Genomic DNA, 14,898 nt, shown 5'->3' on the forward strand with positions numbered 1-14,898 from the left:
GTGCCGTCGAGGTCACTGCCCGATAATCGGCCGATGTTCAGGTTGATCGCGACCGATCTCGACGGCACGCTCCTGCAACCGGGCGGCGTGCTGAGCGATCGCACCCGCGCCACGCTGCACGCGGTCGGGGCGGACGTCGTGGTCGTCACCGCGCGGCCGCCGCGGTTCGTGCAGGACCTGCAGCTGACCGGCACAGCGATCTGCTCCAACGGCGCGATGATCTACGACCTGACGAACCGCGAGGTCACGCACGCGCAGACGGTACCGCTCGACGTCGTGCGGAAGGTGTCGGAGGCGCTGGCCGAGGTGATCCCGAACGTCGGCATCGCGGTCGAGACCGGGTTCGAGGTGTTGTCGGAGCCCGGTTTCCAGGGCTTCGGCCCGAAGAATCCACACAGGACACTGGAGTTGCTCGACCACGTCCTCGCGGAGGCGCAGCAGGTCGTGCAGATGCTCGCGTGGGCGCCGGACGCCGAGGCCGACCACATGATGGAGATCGCCAGCGAGGCCGTCGGGCAGCACGTGTCGGTCACGCACTCGGGCGGGCTCGGCCTGCTGGAGATCAGCCCGCCCGGCGTCTCGAAGGCCGCCACGCTCGAATCCCTGTGCAACACAAGGGGAATCGGCAAGCACGAGGTCGTCGCGTTCGGCGACATGCCCAACGACCTGTCGGTGCTCGGCTGGGCGGGCACGGCGTACGCGATGGGCAACGCGCACCCGCTCGTGAAGCAGGCCTGCACCAACCACGCGCCACCGAACACCGAGGACGGCGTCGCGCAGATCCTCGAAGGCCTCTTCAGGCTCTAGCGGCGCGGCACCGAGGTGGGTCCTGCCACCTCGGCACCCAGCGCGATCACCCGCTGCCGCAACGCGCGGTCGGCGGTCACCACCGTCACGACGCGTCCGGCGCCTTCGGTTCGGACGACCTCGACGATCGTGTCGTCACCCTCGCCGGGAGCGGAGACCACCCGGACGTCGTCGACGGAGGAAACGTTGCGCGCCTTGCCTTCCACGACCAGGACGACCTCCTCGTCCCGGCCGCGCAACGCGTCGCGGAGGCGTTCGGCCGCGCCCGCCCTGTCGCGCCACCACCCGTCGGGGACCGATCCCACGACGTTGGCTGCGTCGACCACGAGCAACGGCTTCACGCCTCCAGCGTGCCTCAGCCCCGCCGTGCCCGCAGTGCGTCGAGCGAGTCAGGCCCCTCGTCCACCGAAAGAGTCCCCACCGAGGCGGACACTCCTGCCCAGCGCAGCACGGCGGCCGTCGCGGCAGCGCGTTCCTTCTCCGGCAACCGGGCGATGTTCGCGCCGTGGTTGCCGGAGGGCACCGTGAACGACAGCGAGTCGCGCGTGCCCCGCCCGAGGCGGAACGGTTCCGCGCTCCACGGGTCGTTCTCGCCGTTCACGAACAGCAGCCGCGAACCCTGGTGGCGCACCCACGAGTCCACGTCGCGCATCGCCGACCGGTCGAACCGCGGGAACCTGATGTCCGGCGAGACCATCGAGCGCGGCACCGAGGAACCGGGGTAGCGCAGCAGGTCGCGCACGGCCGACTCGTCCGCCTCCGGCCAGCCGAGCTGCGTTCCGGCCTGGTAGTAGTACGCCGTGTAGGGCGCGACGCCCGCGTCGGTGTAGAAGTCCCAGCCGACGGTCTGCTCGACGAACTTCCAGAGGTCGTCCACCGAGGCACCGGCGCCGGGGACCAGCGCGCACCGCTCCTGGGTGCCGTACTGCCAGAACGTGAACGGGGTGTCCAGGACCAGGATCTCCAGCGCCTTGTGGGCGCTGCCGAACTGCTTGTACGTGTAGCCCTTGGCTTCCAGGCGCGCGACGAACTCGTCGCGGTGCTGCAGGATCTGCCGCTGCACGCCTTCGAGCCCGCGGTTGCACGCAGGGTCGTTTCCGACCTCGCGGATGAACTCGCCGTAGACGTCCCTGTCGTTCACCACGTCGTTCGGCGCCACGTACGCGATGGTCGCGTCGACGTCGCGCGGGAAGAACCGGCGGTGGTAGATCGACGTCATGCCGCCCTTGCTGGCACCCGTCGACAGCCACTTCGCGCCGTAGATCTTCTTGAACGCGCTGACGATCTTGTGGTGGTCGTTGGCGGCCTGCCAGATGTTCAGCTCGTCCCAGTCGGCGGGCGCGGGCCGCGACGGCGGGAAGAACCGCTGCTCGACGCTGATCTGGTTGCCGTCGACGAGACGGGCGGGCTCGGACGGGCTGACCGAGCCCGGCAGGTTGTAGCCGGTGGTGTGCAGCACCATCGGCTTCGACTCCGCCTTGTGCAGCAAGGAGAAGCGCTGCTCGAACTTCTGGCCGCGCGGCTTGCGGTGGTCCGCGGGCTGCTGGATGCCGAGGACGAACGTCCGAGCGGTGCCGGACGTCCCCTCGCTGATGATCCGCACGCCGGGTATGGCGGCGATGCGGTCCTTGATGTCGGGAGCGGCGGACACGACCGCCGCGGTGGCGACGACCTGCGCCGAGGCCAGGCCGAACGCCAGCAGGGAGCGTGCGAGTCTGTTCACCAGGCCAAGCTATTGAGCCCGCACGCCCCGCCGGACCGGCCGATCGTCGGGCTTATTCGTAGCTGGCGAAATAAGACGCGGCCATGTCCTTGTCACCGTGACCGCCGTCGACCGCGCGGCTCAGCCGTTCGGCGGACGCCTGTGCGACGTCGAGGCGCACGTTCGCCCGTTCCGCCGCCTCCCCGACGAGCCGCGCGTCCTTCAGCGCGTTCTCGACGGTGAACGCGGGCTCGAAGGAGCGGTCGATGATCGCGCCGCCCTTCATCTGCAGGTACGGGGTGTCGATCGCGCCACCGGACATGGCCTCCAGGAACAGCTTCGGGTCGAGCCCGGACGCCTCGGCCAGCGACACTGCCTCGCCGACGGCCGCGGTCAGCGCGAGCACCCAGCTGTTCGCGACGAGCTTCAGCTTCGACGACGTGCCGGCCTCGCCGACCCACATCGTGCGGGCGCCGATCACGTCGAACACGGGCTGCACCCGCTGACGCAGTTCTTCCGCACCGGACGCGAGGACGACGAGCTTGCCCTCGGCCGCGGGCTTCGTGCTGCCGAGCACGGGCGCGTCCACGAACTCCAGCCCGAGCGAACGGGCGAGCGCGATGTGGTCCTCGGTGGCCGCGATGCCGACCGTGGACGCCTGGATCCAGACCGCGTCGTGCGCCAGGGACTCGGCGGCGGCCTGGACGGCCTCCGTGACCGTGGCGCCGTCGTTGAGGACCGTCAGGACGATCTCCGCGCCCTCGACGGCGGCGGCGGGACTGTCCGCGACGGTGGCGCCCTGCGCGGCGAGCGGTTCGGCCTTGGCGCGTGTGCGGTTCCAGACCCGGACCTCGTGTCCGGCCGCGGCGAGGTTGGCAGCGATGGGGGCACCCATGAGGCCGGTGCCGAGCACGGCGATCTTCATGTCCCCCAGCAAACAAGAAACCTCGCGGTGCTGCCAGGTCGGGGGTCCGACAGCACCGCGAGGTCAACAGTGACATCGGCGGACCGACGTGCGCTGTTACAACGCCATCATACTGTGGCGCGCATCACGTTTAACAGAATGAAACCCCTGGAGCGCGGGAGGTGCTCCAGGGGTTCCCGTTGGGGAGGCACTCGCGACGGGGCGCCGTGCGAGTGCCGGGTCGTCGTCAGCGGAGGGTGGTGACCTGAGCCTGGGCGATTGCCATCAGCTCGTGACGCATGGACGGGGTGGTCGCCATGTCGATCGCGCGAGCCACGGCCTTCCGGTTGCGCGCATCTGCACGACGGGCGCGGAGCTTCGCTGCGAAGTTCATCTCGGTCTGCACTTCCCTCTGTGAGGTTCTTCTTGGCTGGTGACTTAAGTATGCACCTTCCCGCCCTCAAACGCACGCGATTGTCCGGTGAGTTGGGGCACACGCCGATGAATCATCGGCTGACAACGTGGACGGCCGGACAACGACGGGTAGCCACCATCACTCCTCGCGACCGAGCAGGAACCGGCCGAAGTGCGGCACCGTGAAGGCGATCTGACCCCGTTCCGCGCTGTAGACCAGGCCTTTCTTGATGAGCGAGTCCCGCGCGGGCGACAGCGACGAGGGCTTGCGCTTCAGGTGGTCGGCCACCTGGGCGGTGTTGACGCCCGCATCCTTTCCGTCGGTCAACTCGGCCATCGACCGGAGATACTCGCGTTCAGCAGGCGTTGCACGCTCGTATCGGGAGCCGTAGAAGCCCACGGCCAGCTCCGCGTCGGCCTCCGGAGCGGCCACGGAGACGTCCATCGCGGTGATCGGATCGGCCGGCGCGGCGTCCCAGGCGGCCTTGCCGTAGGCCTGGATGAAGTACGGGTAGCCGCCGGACGCGTCGAACAACGCGTCGAGCGCCTCGTCGGTGATGCCCGCGTCCTCGCGTTCGACCGGGGCCAGCACGGCGCGGTCGGCGTCCTCGCGGCTGAGCCGGTCGATGCGGACGTAGCGGAAGAGGCGTTCCGAGTAGGACTTGCTCGCGGAGAGGACCGCGGGCAGGTGCGGCAGGCCGGCGCCGACGACCACCAGCGGCGCGCCGATCTGCGAGAGCTCGTGGCACGCCGCGCACAACGCGCTGATGTCGTCCGGCTTGAGGTCCTGCATCTCGTCGATGAGCAGCGCGACGCCCGTGCCGACGTCCTGCGCGAGCTCCGCGACGTCGGTGAACAGCTCGACCAGGTCGATCTCGATGTCACCGGAGTCGGCGCGTCCTGACGCGGCGGGCACGTCGATGCCGGGCTGCCAGCGGTCGCGCAGCTTGGCGCCGTCCGGGGCTGCTCGGAGAGCGAACGCCTTGAGGATCCCGAGGATCGCCTCGACCCGGTCCGGCGCGCGGTGCCGGACCGCGAGATCGCGGATCGCCCGGTGCAGCGCGGCCGACAGCGGCCTGCGCAGATCGGCGTCGGGCCTGGCCTCGACCTTGCCGGCGCCCCAGCCGCGTTTGACGGCCATCGACCGCAGCTCACCGAGCAGCACGGTCTTGCCGACGCCCCGCAGCCCCGTCAGCACGAGGCTGCGTTCGGGACGGCCGCGGGCCACGCGTTCGAGCACCACCTCGAACGCACCGACCTCTTTGTCCCGGCCGGCGAGCTCAGGAGGCCGCTGGCCTGCACCGGGAGCGAACGGGTTGCGCACCGGGTCCATGGCTCGCACCGTATCCGCGTTTCTAGGACGTGTTGTAGAGACGCGCAGACGAACCTCGAAGTGGGGCCGGATGCCGCTGTATACGTTTATCTAGTGATAGAGCAATAGAGGTTAATAGTTGCGGATGAACCCGGCTGCCGGTTGGCTGGCCCACGTGGCTGAAGTCGTGACGAAGGGGACCGGCGAGGTCGAGCGCACCGCCGACCGCGCACAGGTGGACGTGACGTTCGAGGCGCTCGGTGCCGAGCGCTCCGAGGCGGTGAGCACGCTCAACCAGCGCATCTCCGCCATCGAGCCGCTGCTCACGGAGTTCGAGGTGCGGTCGCGGCAGCTGTCCGCGCACGACAACTGGGACAACAACCAGCGCGTCGGCAGCCGCGCCTCGCAGCAGTACGTGATCTGGGTGAAGGACCTGGACCGCCTCGACGGCCTGCTCGCCGAGCTCGTGCAGGCGGAGCCGTCCTGGATCAACGGCCCGTCGTGGACGCTCGTGGACGACACCGAGGCGATCCGCGAGGCGCAACGGGAAGCCGTCGCCGATGCCCTGCGTCGCGCCGAGGGGTACGCATCGGCGTTGGGGCGGCGGCTCGGGCCGTTGCTGCGGATCGGCGACACCGAGGGTGGCGCGCACTACCAGCCGCGGATGATGAGCGGTGCCGCGTCGTTCGAGATGGCCGGGCCCGCCGGGATGGTGGACCAGCTGAACCTGAAGGCGCAGCAGATCACCGTGTCCGCGTCGTGCACGGCCGCGTGGTCGTTGCTGGACTGACGCCCGTCCACAAAGCCCACCGACCCTCCCCACCTCCCCTGTTGCTTGCCTCACGCGGGGCCCTTTCGTACCGACATGCAGTACGAAAGGGCCCCGCGTGAGGCAAGCAGAGCCTGGGGTCAGGGCTCGTCGAGCGACTCCATCGCGTGGTGCACCGCAGCGGCATCGCGGTCGTCCGGACGCGCCTTGAGCCAGTTCCTGAGCCAGTCGACGCGGCGCCGGGCGGCCGCTGCCAGCGTCAGCGTGATGTAGGCGCGGCGCTCCCACTCGCGCGCTGACCGCATCGCGTCGGCGGCTGGTCGCCACTCGTCGCGGAGAGTGCCCACGAGCGCTCTGGCCAGCACCGGATCTTTCTCGGGATCAACCTGCAGGTCTCGCATCCCACCCCCAGTGTCGCGACGAAGCGACACTGTGAGTGTGCATGAAGGACCGTCCGGTTCGGCAAGCCTTACCCCGCCGCGTACCGCCAGAAATCGCGCATGATCGCGGTCGGGCTCGGGCTCGTCATGGCCGTGCGGGTGAGCAGGACCGTGACCGCACCCTGTGCCGGGACGACGTGCGCGGCCGTGCCGGAGCCGCCCACCCAGCCGTAGCGGCCGGGCGAGTTCCACGGGTCGACCTCGGCGACGTCGACGCTGCCGCCGATGCCCCAGCCCTGGCCCTCCAGGAAGATCTGCGCGGCCTCGCGTTCCTGCTCGGACATCGTGTCGGTCGCCAGCCACGGCAGCAGGTCGCTGGTCAGCAGGAAGCGGAAGAAGGCCAGCAGGTCGTCCACAGTGGACAGCATGCCGCCGGCGCCGGACGGGAGGACGTCGCTGATGAAGCCGGTGTCCGTCATGCCGAGCGGCTCGTAGAAGCGGTCGGCCAGGTGACCGGGCAGCGAGCCCGTGACGCGGTCGACCAGCACGCCGAGCACGTCGTATCCGGTGTTGTAGAGCCATCCGTCGCCGGGCTGGTGCAGCAGCGGGACCTGGGCGAGCCGCGTGAGCCACTCGTCCGGGGACGGCAGGTCGGCGCGGCCGTGCAGATGCGCCTCTTCGAAGAGCTTGGCGGTGGCGGGCAACGAGAAGTCCGCGGTGAAGCCCCAGCCCGAACGGGACGTCAGCAGGTGCCGGACGGTGATCGGCCCCGCCGCGGGGACGACGTCGGTGATCTCGCTGACCGGGGTGCGGACGACCAGCGGGTTCGCCAGTTCCGGCAGCCAGGTCGCGATCGGGTCGTCGAGCCCGATCTTCCCGTCCCGCACCAGGAGCGCCGCCGCCGTGGCGACGATCGGCTTGCTGATCGAGGCGATCGGGAAGACCGCCTCGCGGGACTCGCCGACCGCCGCGACCTCGACGTCACCGCCTCTGGCGATGAGTGCGACCGAGGCCGGGACGGTGTCTCGGTGGGACTCGAGCAGCGTCTGCAGCGTCACCGTTCCAAAATAGCCGTGATGCCTTGACCTCCGGCGGCGCAAATGGACACGAACCCGCGCCCACTTCCCCGCTGGTGCAACAACTTCGCCAAGGTCGCGACGATGCGGGCACCCGTGGCGGCGAACGGGTGGCCTGCCGCGAGGGACGAGCCGTTGACGTTCAGCTTCGCCCTGTCGATCTCGCCGAGCTCCTTCTCCCAGGCCTTCAGCGTGGCGAGGACCTGCGACGCGAACGCCTCGTGCACCTCGTAGAAGTCGAAGTCCTGCAGCGTGAGGCCCGCCTTGCCGAGCATCCGCGGTGCGGCGTGGACGGGTGCCATGAGCAGGCCCTCGTCGCCGTGCACGTAGTCGACGGCGGCGGTCTCGGCGAACGTCAGGTAGGCGAGGACCGGGAGCTTTCTCGCTTGAGCCCACTCCTCGGTGGCGAGCAGGACCGCGGAGGCGCCGTCGGAGAGCGGGGTCGAGTTGCCGGCGGTCATCGTGTCGCCGAAGACCGGCTTGAGCTTCGCGAGTTTCTCGGCGCTGCTGTCAGGACGGAGGTTCTGGTCGCGGGTCAGGCCCAGGTACGGGGTGACGAGGTCGTCGAAGAAGCCCTCGTCGTAGGCGCGGGCGAGGTTCTGGTGGCTGCGCGCGGTGAGGTCGTCCTGGTCCTCGCGCGTGATGCCGTACTGGGCGGCGGTGACGGCCGCGTGCTCGCCCATCGACATGCCGGTGCGCGGCTCGCCGTTGCGCGGCAGGTGCGGGACGACGTGGCTCGGGCGCAGCCTCGTCAGCAGGCTGACCTTGCGGGTGCGGTTGAACTCCAGCAGGAGCTTGCGGAAGTTCTCGTTCACGCCGATCGGGGCGTCGCTGGTGGTGTCGACACCGCCCGCGATGCCCGCCTCGATCTGGCCGAGCGCGATCTTGTTGGCCACGGCGATGATCGCCTGCAGACCGGTGCCGCACGCCTGCTGGAGGTCGTACGCGGGCGTTTCGGGGCTGAGCCTGCTGCCCAGGACGGACTCGCGGACGAGGTTGAAGTCGCGTGAGTGCTTGAGCACCGCTCCCGCGACCACCTCGCCGAGCCGTTCGCCCTGCAGGCCGAAGCGGCTGACCAGGCCGTCCAGCACCGTCGTGAACATGTCCTGGTTCGACGCGGTGGCGTACGGGCCGTTCGAGCGGGCGAACGGGATGCGGTTGCCGCCGATGATCGCTACTCGCATGCCGCCATACTACCTACTAGCGGGTAGACTTACTAGCGAGTAGGTTGTGCGGCGTGGACAGGTACCAGAAGTTCGCGACGTCGGGGCTGGGGCGCCAGCTCGTGCGCAGGCTCGGCCTGCCGAACCCGTATCCGCTCCGCCGGGACGCCGCTCTGGCCACACCGGTGCTCGTCGGTGGCGCTTCCCGGCTGCCCTTTATGAAGCAGCTGGAAACAGGCCCCGCCCCCTACGGTGCGCTGGTGTTCGACGCGTCGGAGCTCGGTTCGGTCGCCGACCTGCGGCAGCTGCACGACTTCTTCCACCCCGCGATCACCCAGCTCGGGCCGTGCGGCCGGGTGATCGTGATCGGGCGGTCGCCGGACTCCATCGCGCAACGGGCGCTCGAAGGGTTCGTGCGGTCGGTCGGCAAGGAGCTGCGCCGCGGTGGCACGGCGAACCTGGTCCACGTGGCGGACGGGGCCGAGGACGGGGCCGAGTCGACGCTGCGGTTCCTGCTGTCCGGGCGGTCCGCGTACGTGTCCGGGCAGGTCGTCCACGTGTCCGGGAGCTCGCCGGCAGGCACGCTGGACGGCAAGGTCGCGCTGGTCACGGGCGCTTCCCGGGGTATCGGCGAGGCGATCGCCACGGCTCTGGGACGCGATGGCGCGCACGTGGTCTGCCTCGACGTGCCCGCGGCCGGGGACGAGCTGTCGAAGGTCGCGAACGCCGTCGGCGGGTCGGCGTTGCAGCTGGACATCACGGGCGACCCTGCTCGCCTGACCTCGTACCTGCTGGAACGGCACGGCGGCGTCGACGTCGTCGTGCACAACGCGGGCATCACCCGCGACAAGACGTTGGCGCGCATGGACTCCTCGCTGTGGGACTCGGTGCTGGAGGTCAACCTCGCCTGCCAGGAGCGGATCAACGACGCGCTGCTGGACGGCGACGTGCTGCGCAGCGGTGGGCGGATCATCGGGGTGTCGTCGATCGCCGGCATCGCGGGCAACGTCGGCCAGACCAACTACGCCACGTCGAAGGCCGGCGTGATCGGGATGGTGCAGTCCCTGGCGCCGGTTCTGGCTGCTCGTGGGGCCACGATCAACGCCGTGGCACCCGGTTTCATCGAGACGAAGATGACCGCGGCCGTGCCGTTCGCGACGCGTGAGGTCGGGCGGCGGATGAACAGCCTGTCGCAGGGCGGGTTGCCGTCCGACGTCGCGGAGACCGTGGCGTGGTTCGCGTCGCCGGGATCGGGTGGCGTGAACGGCAACGTCGTGCGGGTGTGCGGCCAGATGCTGCTGGGGGCGTGATGTTGCTGCGTGCCGCTCTCACGTCGTTCCGGCGCGGGGAAACGCTTGCCGCGCAACCGGTTTCGGCCACGGTCGACGTGTCGCTCAAGCACCTGGCCACCTACAACGCGGTGTGCGGGTTCGGGCTGCGCGACGCGTTGCCGCTGACGTACCCGCACGTGCTGGGCTTTCCGTTGCAGATGAAGCTGATGTCCGGCGCCGGGTTCCCTTTCCCGTTGCCGGGCCTCGTGCACGTCGCGAACCGGATCACGCAGTCGCGTCCGCTGACGCTGGACGAGCCGTTGGAGATCACGGTGTCCGCACGCGACCTGCGGCCGCACCCGCAGGGCACCCAGGTGGACGTGGTGACGTCGGTTTCCGGTGTCTGGGAAGGGGTTTCGACCTACCTGCGACGCACCGGCGGCTCGTCCGGTTCCGGCGAGGAGCTTCAGCGGCCGGTCGGTTCGGCGGTGTGGCGAGTGCCCGCGGACATCGGGCGGCGTTACGGCGCGGCGTCGGGCGACCGGAACCCGATTCACCTGCATCCGTTGAGCGCCAAGCTGTTCGGCTTCCCGCGCGCGATCGCGCACGGCATGTGGACCAAGGCGCGCTGCCTCGCGGCGCTGGAGGGACGGCTTCCCGAGGCCGTGACGGTCGACGTCCGGTTCAAGAAGCCGTTGCTCATCCCCGGTCGTGTCGAGTTCTCGGCGGCCGAAGGTGCCGAGGGCTGGGAGTTCGCGGTGTGGGGCAAGGGACCCCACCTGGTCGGTTCAGCGGCGTGACGGCGGGTGCCAGACGTTGCCGTCGACGAGGTCGCCGAAGCCCATCCAGACGAGGTTCATGAGGCGGGCCGCGACGACGCCGGCCGGTTCCTCCGGGTGATCGAGCCACCAGTCCGCGAGCGACTCACCGGCCCCGACCAGCGCGGCGGCCAGCGACTCGGCCTCGAGCTTGGTCGCCGGCGCCTTCGTGGACTGGGTGAGCAGCGCGGCGACCAGTGAGACCGCCCGGCTGCGCATGTCCGTGAGCTCCACCGCGAACGGCCCGCCCTGCGTGGACGCCTGCCGGTGCAGCACCTGCCAGCTCGCCCGGTTCTCACCGACGAACCCGAAGAACGCCCGCAGGCCGCTCCACAGCTGCACGTCGGGCTCCTGGTCCGGCTCCACCCCCGTCGCGATGGCCTCCATCATGCGGGTGGCCTCACGCCGGATGCAGGTCGCGAACAGCTCCTCCTTCGAGCCGAGGTAGGCGTAGAGCATCGGCTTGGAGATGCCCGCGACCTCGGAGATCTCGTCCATCGACGCCGAGTGGAAGCCGAGGCGCGAGAACACGTCGACCGCGGCATCCATGATCTGCCGCTCACGCACGGCGCGTGGCAAGCGCTTGGCTCGACCTTCTGTGCGCATCATTACCCCTCGGTTCGGAGCAGCAAGATTATCCGATCGGCTTGCCGCTCTATCTACTCATCAGTAGTCTTACTCGCGAGTAGGTACCAGGAGGTGTGTCACATGACGCTCGACCTCACCACCGAGGCGATCGCGAAGCTCAGCCCGGCCGAGCTGATCAGCACGTTGCAGCAGATCCCGCCGGACGACCCGGCGCTGGCCGACGTGAACATCGACGTCATCGCCCGCGGCATCGACCCGAAGAAGCTGGGTCGCGAGGACTTCGCCGCGTTGCTGAACGCCCTGGGCGCGCTGGCCGACGGCGGCGCCGACCTCGACCTGGCGAAGATGGACCCGTCCAACTTCGCCCGCATCATCTCGCGCGCCTCGAAGGACCAGATCGAGGCGGTCGTCGCGGATCCCGCCCTGCGCGTGCGCGTGCTGGACGAGGTGTTCCGCCGCATGGAGGTCCACTTCCGCGCGGACCGAGCGGGCGCCACTCGTGCCGTCGTGCACTTCCACGTGCTCGAGGACGTCTACGAGGCCATCATCGAAGACGCGCAGTGCACCATCAACAAGGGCGTGACGCGCGAGGCCCGTGCCATCGTGACGCTGACGCCCGCCGACTTCCTGAAGCTCGCGACCGGCAACGCGTCCGCGCCGGTGCTCTTCATGACGGGCAAGCTGAAGGTCAAGGGCGACCTGGGGTTCGCGGCCGGGTTCATGAGCCTGTTCAACATCCCGAAGGCTTAGGAGACTTTCTGTGGGTGGCTTCTCGCTCGAGCTGAACGAAGACCAGACCGACCTGCGCGACTGGGTGCACGGCTTCGCCCGCGACGTGATCAGGCCGGCGGCCTCGGAGTGGGACGAGCGCGAGGAGACGCCGTGGCCGGTGATCCAGGAGGCGGCGAAGATCGGCCTCTACGGCTTCGAGTCCCTCGCGACCTGGTTCGCCGACCCGATCGGCCTGTCCCTGCCGATCGCCACCGAGGAACTCTTCTGGGGTGACGCCGGCATCGCACTGGCCCTGATGGGCACCGGCCTCGCCGTAGCGGGCATCTTCGCGGGCGGCGAACCCGAGCAGCTGGCCGAGTGGGTGCCGGAGTGCTTCGGCGACGAGTCGGACCCGAAGCTGGCCGCCTTCTGCGCCTCCGAACCCCAGGCGGGCTCCGACGTCGCCGGCTACCGCACCCGCGCGCGCTACGACGAGGCCACCGACGAGTGGGTGCTCAACGGCCAGAAGGCGTGGGCCACCAACGGCGGCATCGCGAACGTGCACGTGGTCACCGCCGTCATCGACCCCGCGCTGGGCTCTCGTGGCCAGGCCGGCTTCATCGTCCCGCCGGGCACACCCGGCCTGTCGTCCCCCGGCAAGATCAAGAAGCACGGCATGCGCGCCTCGCACACGGCCGACGTGTTCCTCGACGACGTGCGCGTCCCCGGCCGCTGCGTCCTGGGCGGCAAGGAACGACTGGAGGCGCGGCTCGCCCGTGCCCGTGAAGGCCTGAAGGCGGGCGGCCAGGCGGCGATGGCCACGTTCGAGACCACGCGTCCGACCGTGGGCGCGATGGCGGTCGGTGTCGCACGTGCCGCGTACGAGTACGCGCTCGACTACGCGAAGGACCGCGAGGCGTTCGGGCGCAAGATCATCGAGAACCAGTCGATCGCGTTCGACCTCGCGAACATGCGCATGGAGATCGACGCGTCCCGGCTGCTGGTGTGGCGGGCGGCGTGGATGGGGCGCAACAACGTGCCGTTCACCGCCGGCGAGGGGTCGATGTCGAAGCTGAAGGCTTCCGAGGTGTCGGTGTGGGCCACTGAGCGGGCGATCCACATCCTGGGTGGGGCCGGGTACACGCGGGAGCACCCGGTGGAGCGGATGCATCGCGACGCCAAGATCTTCACCATCTTCGAGGGGACTTCGGAGATCCAGCGACTGGTGGTGTCCCGCATGATCTCGGGCATGCAGATCAAGTGAGCCATGCCTGAGAGTGATTGAGGAGTAACACCACGTCCCACTACGCCGATCAGCCCAGTAGGTCGGCGTTAGGGGGATCGTGGTGCTCCCGGATGTGTTCCTGATGGCCGCCGCGGTCCTGGCCGGGGCCGCGGGCAGCGCCTACGTCGTGACGGTCGTGGACCGTCCGCCACCGGTCGTCGTGAGTCACGTGGTGCGCGTGGTCGACGTGGAGACGGTCGAGGTGCGCGAGGGTGATCGCGTCTCGGTCGTCAAGCTCGTGAACGTCGCAGCGCCCGCTGCGGACGAGTGCCTGCACGCGGAGGCCAGGAAGCTGCTCGGCCAGTTGCTGCCGGACGGTGCGCAGGTGACCGTGACGCGGGAAGGGCCGTTCGCCGCTCTGTCCACACAGGACGGGACGCTGGTCAACGCCGCGTTGATCGCGGAGGGTCTCGCGGTGCCCACGGTCAACGGCATCCGGTTCCTCGCGGAGGCCAAGGAAGCGAACAACGTTGCCGCGCAAGGACTAAAGGGACTGCATTCGCCGGACGTGCCGTGCACGTTGCCCGGGCAGGTCAAGGCGATCACGGAGGCCGCGGCCGTGGTCGAGGCCCAGCCGCTCAAGGCGGGCAAGGCCGAGTTGACGGTGGCCGCGGACACGGCGAAGACCGCCATCGGGTTGGTGGACCAGCTGGCCAAGCCCGGTGGGCTCACGTGGGACGCGGTGGCGCCGGTGGAGCAGACGGTGTTGCTGGCGAAGGTCACCAAGGTGGTGCCGACGTTGTACCGCAAGGAGGCCGAGCTGCGCAGCGTCGTGAAAGGGCTGAAGTGATGGCCCGCCGTTCCCCTGAACCGGCGGGCCACCGGTGAAACCATCCCGGTTCCCGGTTATGGCCCGGTAAACGGCCTGGTGGCCCTACTGTTGTGACGCATGAAGTTGTTGCCGCCGCAGGGGGCCGCGTTCGTGGTGCTGTGCATCGACGTCGTCGTCATCGTGTTCGGGTTCCTGACCGGCAGTCCCATGTTGCCGCGGGCGGCGAACGTCGTTCTGACGGTGATCTCCATCGCCGTCCTGTTCGGGACGCTGCTGTGGTCCAAGGGCGGTTTCGGCTACGACAGCATCCCGTCGATGTGGAGGCTGCTGCGCAGGAGGCTGCCGGTGTGGTTGATCGTGGCGGCGACGATCGCGTTCTGGGGTGGGATCTTCCTCTTCGCTTACCCGCTGCTGACCGTCACCGACTTCGGAAGTCTCGACGAGACCGCGAACCAGCGCGGGTGGACGGGCCTGGCTGCCGCGTTCGCCTCGGGCTCGCTCTTCTACGCCGGGATCGGCCGGCGCGCTGCGGATTCGCCTTAGAGAGGCAGGGTCAGAACTGCGCCCACGCGTTTGAGCTCGCGGCGGTGCACTGCCAGTTGCACCACGTCGTGTGGGCGGCGGAAGTGCAGCACCACGAAGTTCGGGTGCGGCGGGTCCTGGTCGACGATCAGCTCCACGCGGCCCTCCGCGTCGCTGAAGATGATCCGCTCGTCCCAGATGATCCTGGTGGGGCCGAAGAACAGCTCGCCCTCCTGCCACTCGCCGTCCACGAGCACGTCGGCGTCACCTGCGCGGTAGTCGTCGCCGGACGGACCGAAGGCCTCGCCGAGCACGCCCCCGAGAATTTCGAACAGTGCGGACATGACGATCCCCCTTCGTTGCCACGGAAACGAGCTGGGCGCCCAGCTGGTTCCCGAAGGATC

General features: G+C 69.5%; 18 protein-coding genes. 8 read left to right on the plus strand and 10 right to left on the minus strand.

All coding sequences use genetic code 11. The annotated features are described in order from the left end of the window. The first annotated feature begins 33 nt into the window (after positions 1-33). Positions 34-807 carry a Cof-type HAD-IIB family hydrolase gene (locus ACSHWB_RS13065; protein ID WP_439662297.1) on the plus strand — a complete coding sequence of 258 codons (774 nt, stop codon included), beginning with the start codon at positions 34-36 and terminating at the stop codon, positions 805-807. On the opposite strand, the gene ACSHWB_RS13070 is transcribed toward ACSHWB_RS13065, so the two are convergent. The 5 genes from ACSHWB_RS13070 to ACSHWB_RS13090 form a co-directional block, all read right to left on the minus strand. Continuing rightward, on the minus strand, positions 804-1,148 hold the full coding sequence (locus ACSHWB_RS13070; protein ID WP_439662298.1) for an NTP pyrophosphohydrolase: 345 nt from the start codon (positions 1,146-1,148) through the stop codon (positions 804-806). The two genes, ACSHWB_RS13065 and ACSHWB_RS13070, sit on opposite strands and share 4 nt — an antisense overlap. A gap of 14 nt (positions 1,149-1,162) precedes the next feature. Beyond that, positions 1,163-2,530 (minus strand): S28 family serine protease, encoded by a 1,368-nt coding sequence (locus tag ACSHWB_RS13075; RefSeq protein ID WP_439662299.1) that lies wholly within the window; start codon positions 2,528-2,530, stop codon positions 1,163-1,165. Between the two features lie 52 nt (positions 2,531-2,582). Continuing rightward, a complete protein-coding gene (locus ACSHWB_RS13080; RefSeq protein WP_439662300.1) occupies positions 2,583-3,434 on the minus strand; it encodes an NAD(P)-dependent oxidoreductase in 852 nt (283 codons plus the stop codon). A 226-nt stretch (positions 3,435-3,660) separates the two neighbouring features. Then, positions 3,661-3,807 (minus strand): hypothetical protein, encoded by a 147-nt coding sequence (locus ACSHWB_RS13085; protein ID WP_439662301.1) that lies wholly within the window; start codon positions 3,805-3,807, stop codon positions 3,661-3,663. Between the two features lie 159 nt (positions 3,808-3,966). Beyond that, positions 3,967-5,160 (minus strand): AAA family ATPase, encoded by a 1,194-nt coding sequence (locus tag ACSHWB_RS13090; RefSeq protein WP_439662302.1) that lies wholly within the window; start codon positions 5,158-5,160, stop codon positions 3,967-3,969. 154 nt (positions 5,161-5,314) lie between these two features. On the opposite strand from ACSHWB_RS13090, the gene ACSHWB_RS13095 reads away from it, so the two are divergent. Further along, positions 5,315-5,929, plus strand: a complete 615-nt coding sequence (locus ACSHWB_RS13095; RefSeq protein ID WP_402904323.1) for an SIMPL domain-containing protein — start codon at positions 5,315-5,317, stop codon at positions 5,927-5,929. A gap of 119 nt (positions 5,930-6,048) precedes the next feature. On the opposite strand, the gene ACSHWB_RS13100 is transcribed toward ACSHWB_RS13095, so the two are convergent. The 3 genes from ACSHWB_RS13100 to ACSHWB_RS13110 form a co-directional block, all read right to left on the minus strand. Continuing rightward, complete coding sequence (locus tag ACSHWB_RS13100) at positions 6,049-6,309, minus strand: hypothetical protein (RefSeq protein WP_439662303.1); 261 nt, start codon at positions 6,307-6,309, stop codon at positions 6,049-6,051. Positions 6,310-6,377: 68 nt separating this feature from the next. Continuing rightward, complete coding sequence (locus ACSHWB_RS13105) at positions 6,378-7,346, minus strand: serine hydrolase domain-containing protein (protein WP_439662304.1); 969 nt, start codon at positions 7,344-7,346, stop codon at positions 6,378-6,380. Next, positions 7,343-8,548, minus strand: coding sequence for an acetyl-CoA C-acetyltransferase (locus ACSHWB_RS13110; RefSeq protein WP_439662305.1), 1,206 nt, complete (start codon positions 8,546-8,548; stop codon positions 7,343-7,345). The genes ACSHWB_RS13105 and ACSHWB_RS13110 overlap by 4 nt, the downstream gene beginning before the upstream one ends. A gap of 53 nt (positions 8,549-8,601) precedes the next feature. Here ACSHWB_RS13110 and ACSHWB_RS13115 point away from each other — a divergent pair, with 53 nt between their 5' ends. Both ACSHWB_RS13115 and ACSHWB_RS13120 read left to right on the plus strand, forming a co-directional pair. Then, complete coding sequence (locus ACSHWB_RS13115) at positions 8,602-9,837, plus strand: 3-oxoacyl-ACP reductase (protein WP_439662306.1); 1,236 nt, start codon at positions 8,602-8,604, stop codon at positions 9,835-9,837. Continuing rightward, entirely contained in the window at positions 9,837-10,598 is a 762-nt protein-coding gene (locus ACSHWB_RS13120) for a MaoC family dehydratase (RefSeq protein WP_439664586.1), read from the plus strand. The genes ACSHWB_RS13115 and ACSHWB_RS13120 overlap by 1 nt, the downstream gene beginning before the upstream one ends. Here the strand turns inward: ACSHWB_RS13120 and ACSHWB_RS13125 are convergent. Next, entirely contained in the window at positions 10,587-11,225 is a 639-nt protein-coding gene (locus ACSHWB_RS13125) for a TetR/AcrR family transcriptional regulator (RefSeq protein ID WP_439662307.1), read from the minus strand. The two genes, ACSHWB_RS13120 and ACSHWB_RS13125, sit on opposite strands and share 12 nt — an antisense overlap. A 99-nt stretch (positions 11,226-11,324) precedes the next feature. Between ACSHWB_RS13125 and ACSHWB_RS13130 the strand changes: the two genes are divergently transcribed. The 4 genes from ACSHWB_RS13130 to ACSHWB_RS13145 all read left to right on the plus strand — a co-directional run bounded on the left by ACSHWB_RS13130 (position 11,325) and on the right by ACSHWB_RS13145 (position 14,515). After that, positions 11,325-11,954 (plus strand): SCP2 sterol-binding domain-containing protein, encoded by a 630-nt coding sequence (locus tag ACSHWB_RS13130; RefSeq protein WP_439662308.1) that lies wholly within the window; start codon positions 11,325-11,327, stop codon positions 11,952-11,954. Positions 11,955-11,964: 10 nt separating this feature from the next. Further along, positions 11,965-13,179: an acyl-CoA dehydrogenase family protein gene (locus ACSHWB_RS13135; protein WP_439662309.1), complete on the plus strand. Its 1,215-nt coding sequence runs from the start codon at positions 11,965-11,967 to the stop codon at positions 13,177-13,179. Between the two features lie 79 nt (positions 13,180-13,258). Then, positions 13,259-13,990, plus strand: coding sequence for a hypothetical protein (locus ACSHWB_RS13140; RefSeq protein WP_439662310.1), 732 nt, complete (start codon positions 13,259-13,261; stop codon positions 13,988-13,990). A 99-nt stretch (positions 13,991-14,089) separates the two neighbouring features. Beyond that, a complete protein-coding gene (locus ACSHWB_RS13145; protein WP_439662311.1) occupies positions 14,090-14,515 on the plus strand; it encodes a hypothetical protein in 426 nt (141 codons plus the stop codon). On the opposite strand, the gene ACSHWB_RS13150 is transcribed toward ACSHWB_RS13145, so the two are convergent. After that, positions 14,512-14,838, minus strand: coding sequence for a hypothetical protein (locus ACSHWB_RS13150; RefSeq protein WP_439662312.1), 327 nt, complete (start codon positions 14,836-14,838; stop codon positions 14,512-14,514). The genes ACSHWB_RS13145 and ACSHWB_RS13150 overlap by 4 nt on opposite strands. Positions 14,839-14,898 lie beyond the last annotated feature (60 nt).

It is taken from the genome of Lentzea sp. HUAS TT2, from assembly GCF_051853195.1.
Classification (GTDB): Bacteria; Actinomycetota; Actinomycetes; order Mycobacteriales; family Pseudonocardiaceae; genus Lentzea.

Bases quoted from the DNA above. Each gene is read 5' to 3' on its own strand.
- ACSHWB_RS13145 (WP_439662311.1), top strand. From the start codon at position 14,090: ATGAAGTTGTTGCCGCCGCAGGGGGCCGCGTTCGTGGTGCTGTGCATC.
- ACSHWB_RS13090 (WP_439662302.1), bottom strand. From the start codon at position 5,160: ATGGACCCGGTGCGCAACCCGTTCGCTCCCGGTGCAGGCCAGCGGCCT.
- ACSHWB_RS13065 (WP_439662297.1), top strand. From the start codon at position 34: ATGTTCAGGTTGATCGCGACCGATCTCGACGGCACGCTCCTGCAACCG.
- ACSHWB_RS13100 (WP_439662303.1), bottom strand. From the start codon at position 6,309: ATGCGAGACCTGCAGGTTGATCCCGAGAAAGATCCGGTGCTGGCCAGA.
- ACSHWB_RS13150 (WP_439662312.1), bottom strand. From the start codon at position 14,838: ATGTCCGCACTGTTCGAAATTCTCGGGGGCGTGCTCGGCGAGGCCTTC.
- ACSHWB_RS13120 (WP_439664586.1), top strand. From the start codon at position 9,837: ATGTTGCTGCGTGCCGCTCTCACGTCGTTCCGGCGCGGGGAAACGCTT.
- ACSHWB_RS13110 (WP_439662305.1), bottom strand. From the start codon at position 8,548: ATGCGAGTAGCGATCATCGGCGGCAACCGCATCCCGTTCGCCCGCTCG.
- ACSHWB_RS13085 (WP_439662301.1), bottom strand. From the start codon at position 3,807: ATGAACTTCGCAGCGAAGCTCCGCGCCCGTCGTGCAGATGCGCGCAAC.
- ACSHWB_RS13130 (WP_439662308.1), top strand. From the start codon at position 11,325: ATGACGCTCGACCTCACCACCGAGGCGATCGCGAAGCTCAGCCCGGCC.
- ACSHWB_RS13125 (WP_439662307.1), bottom strand. From the start codon at position 11,225: ATGATGCGCACAGAAGGTCGAGCCAAGCGCTTGCCACGCGCCGTGCGT.
- ACSHWB_RS13080 (WP_439662300.1), bottom strand. From the start codon at position 3,434: ATGAAGATCGCCGTGCTCGGCACCGGCCTCATGGGTGCCCCCATCGCT.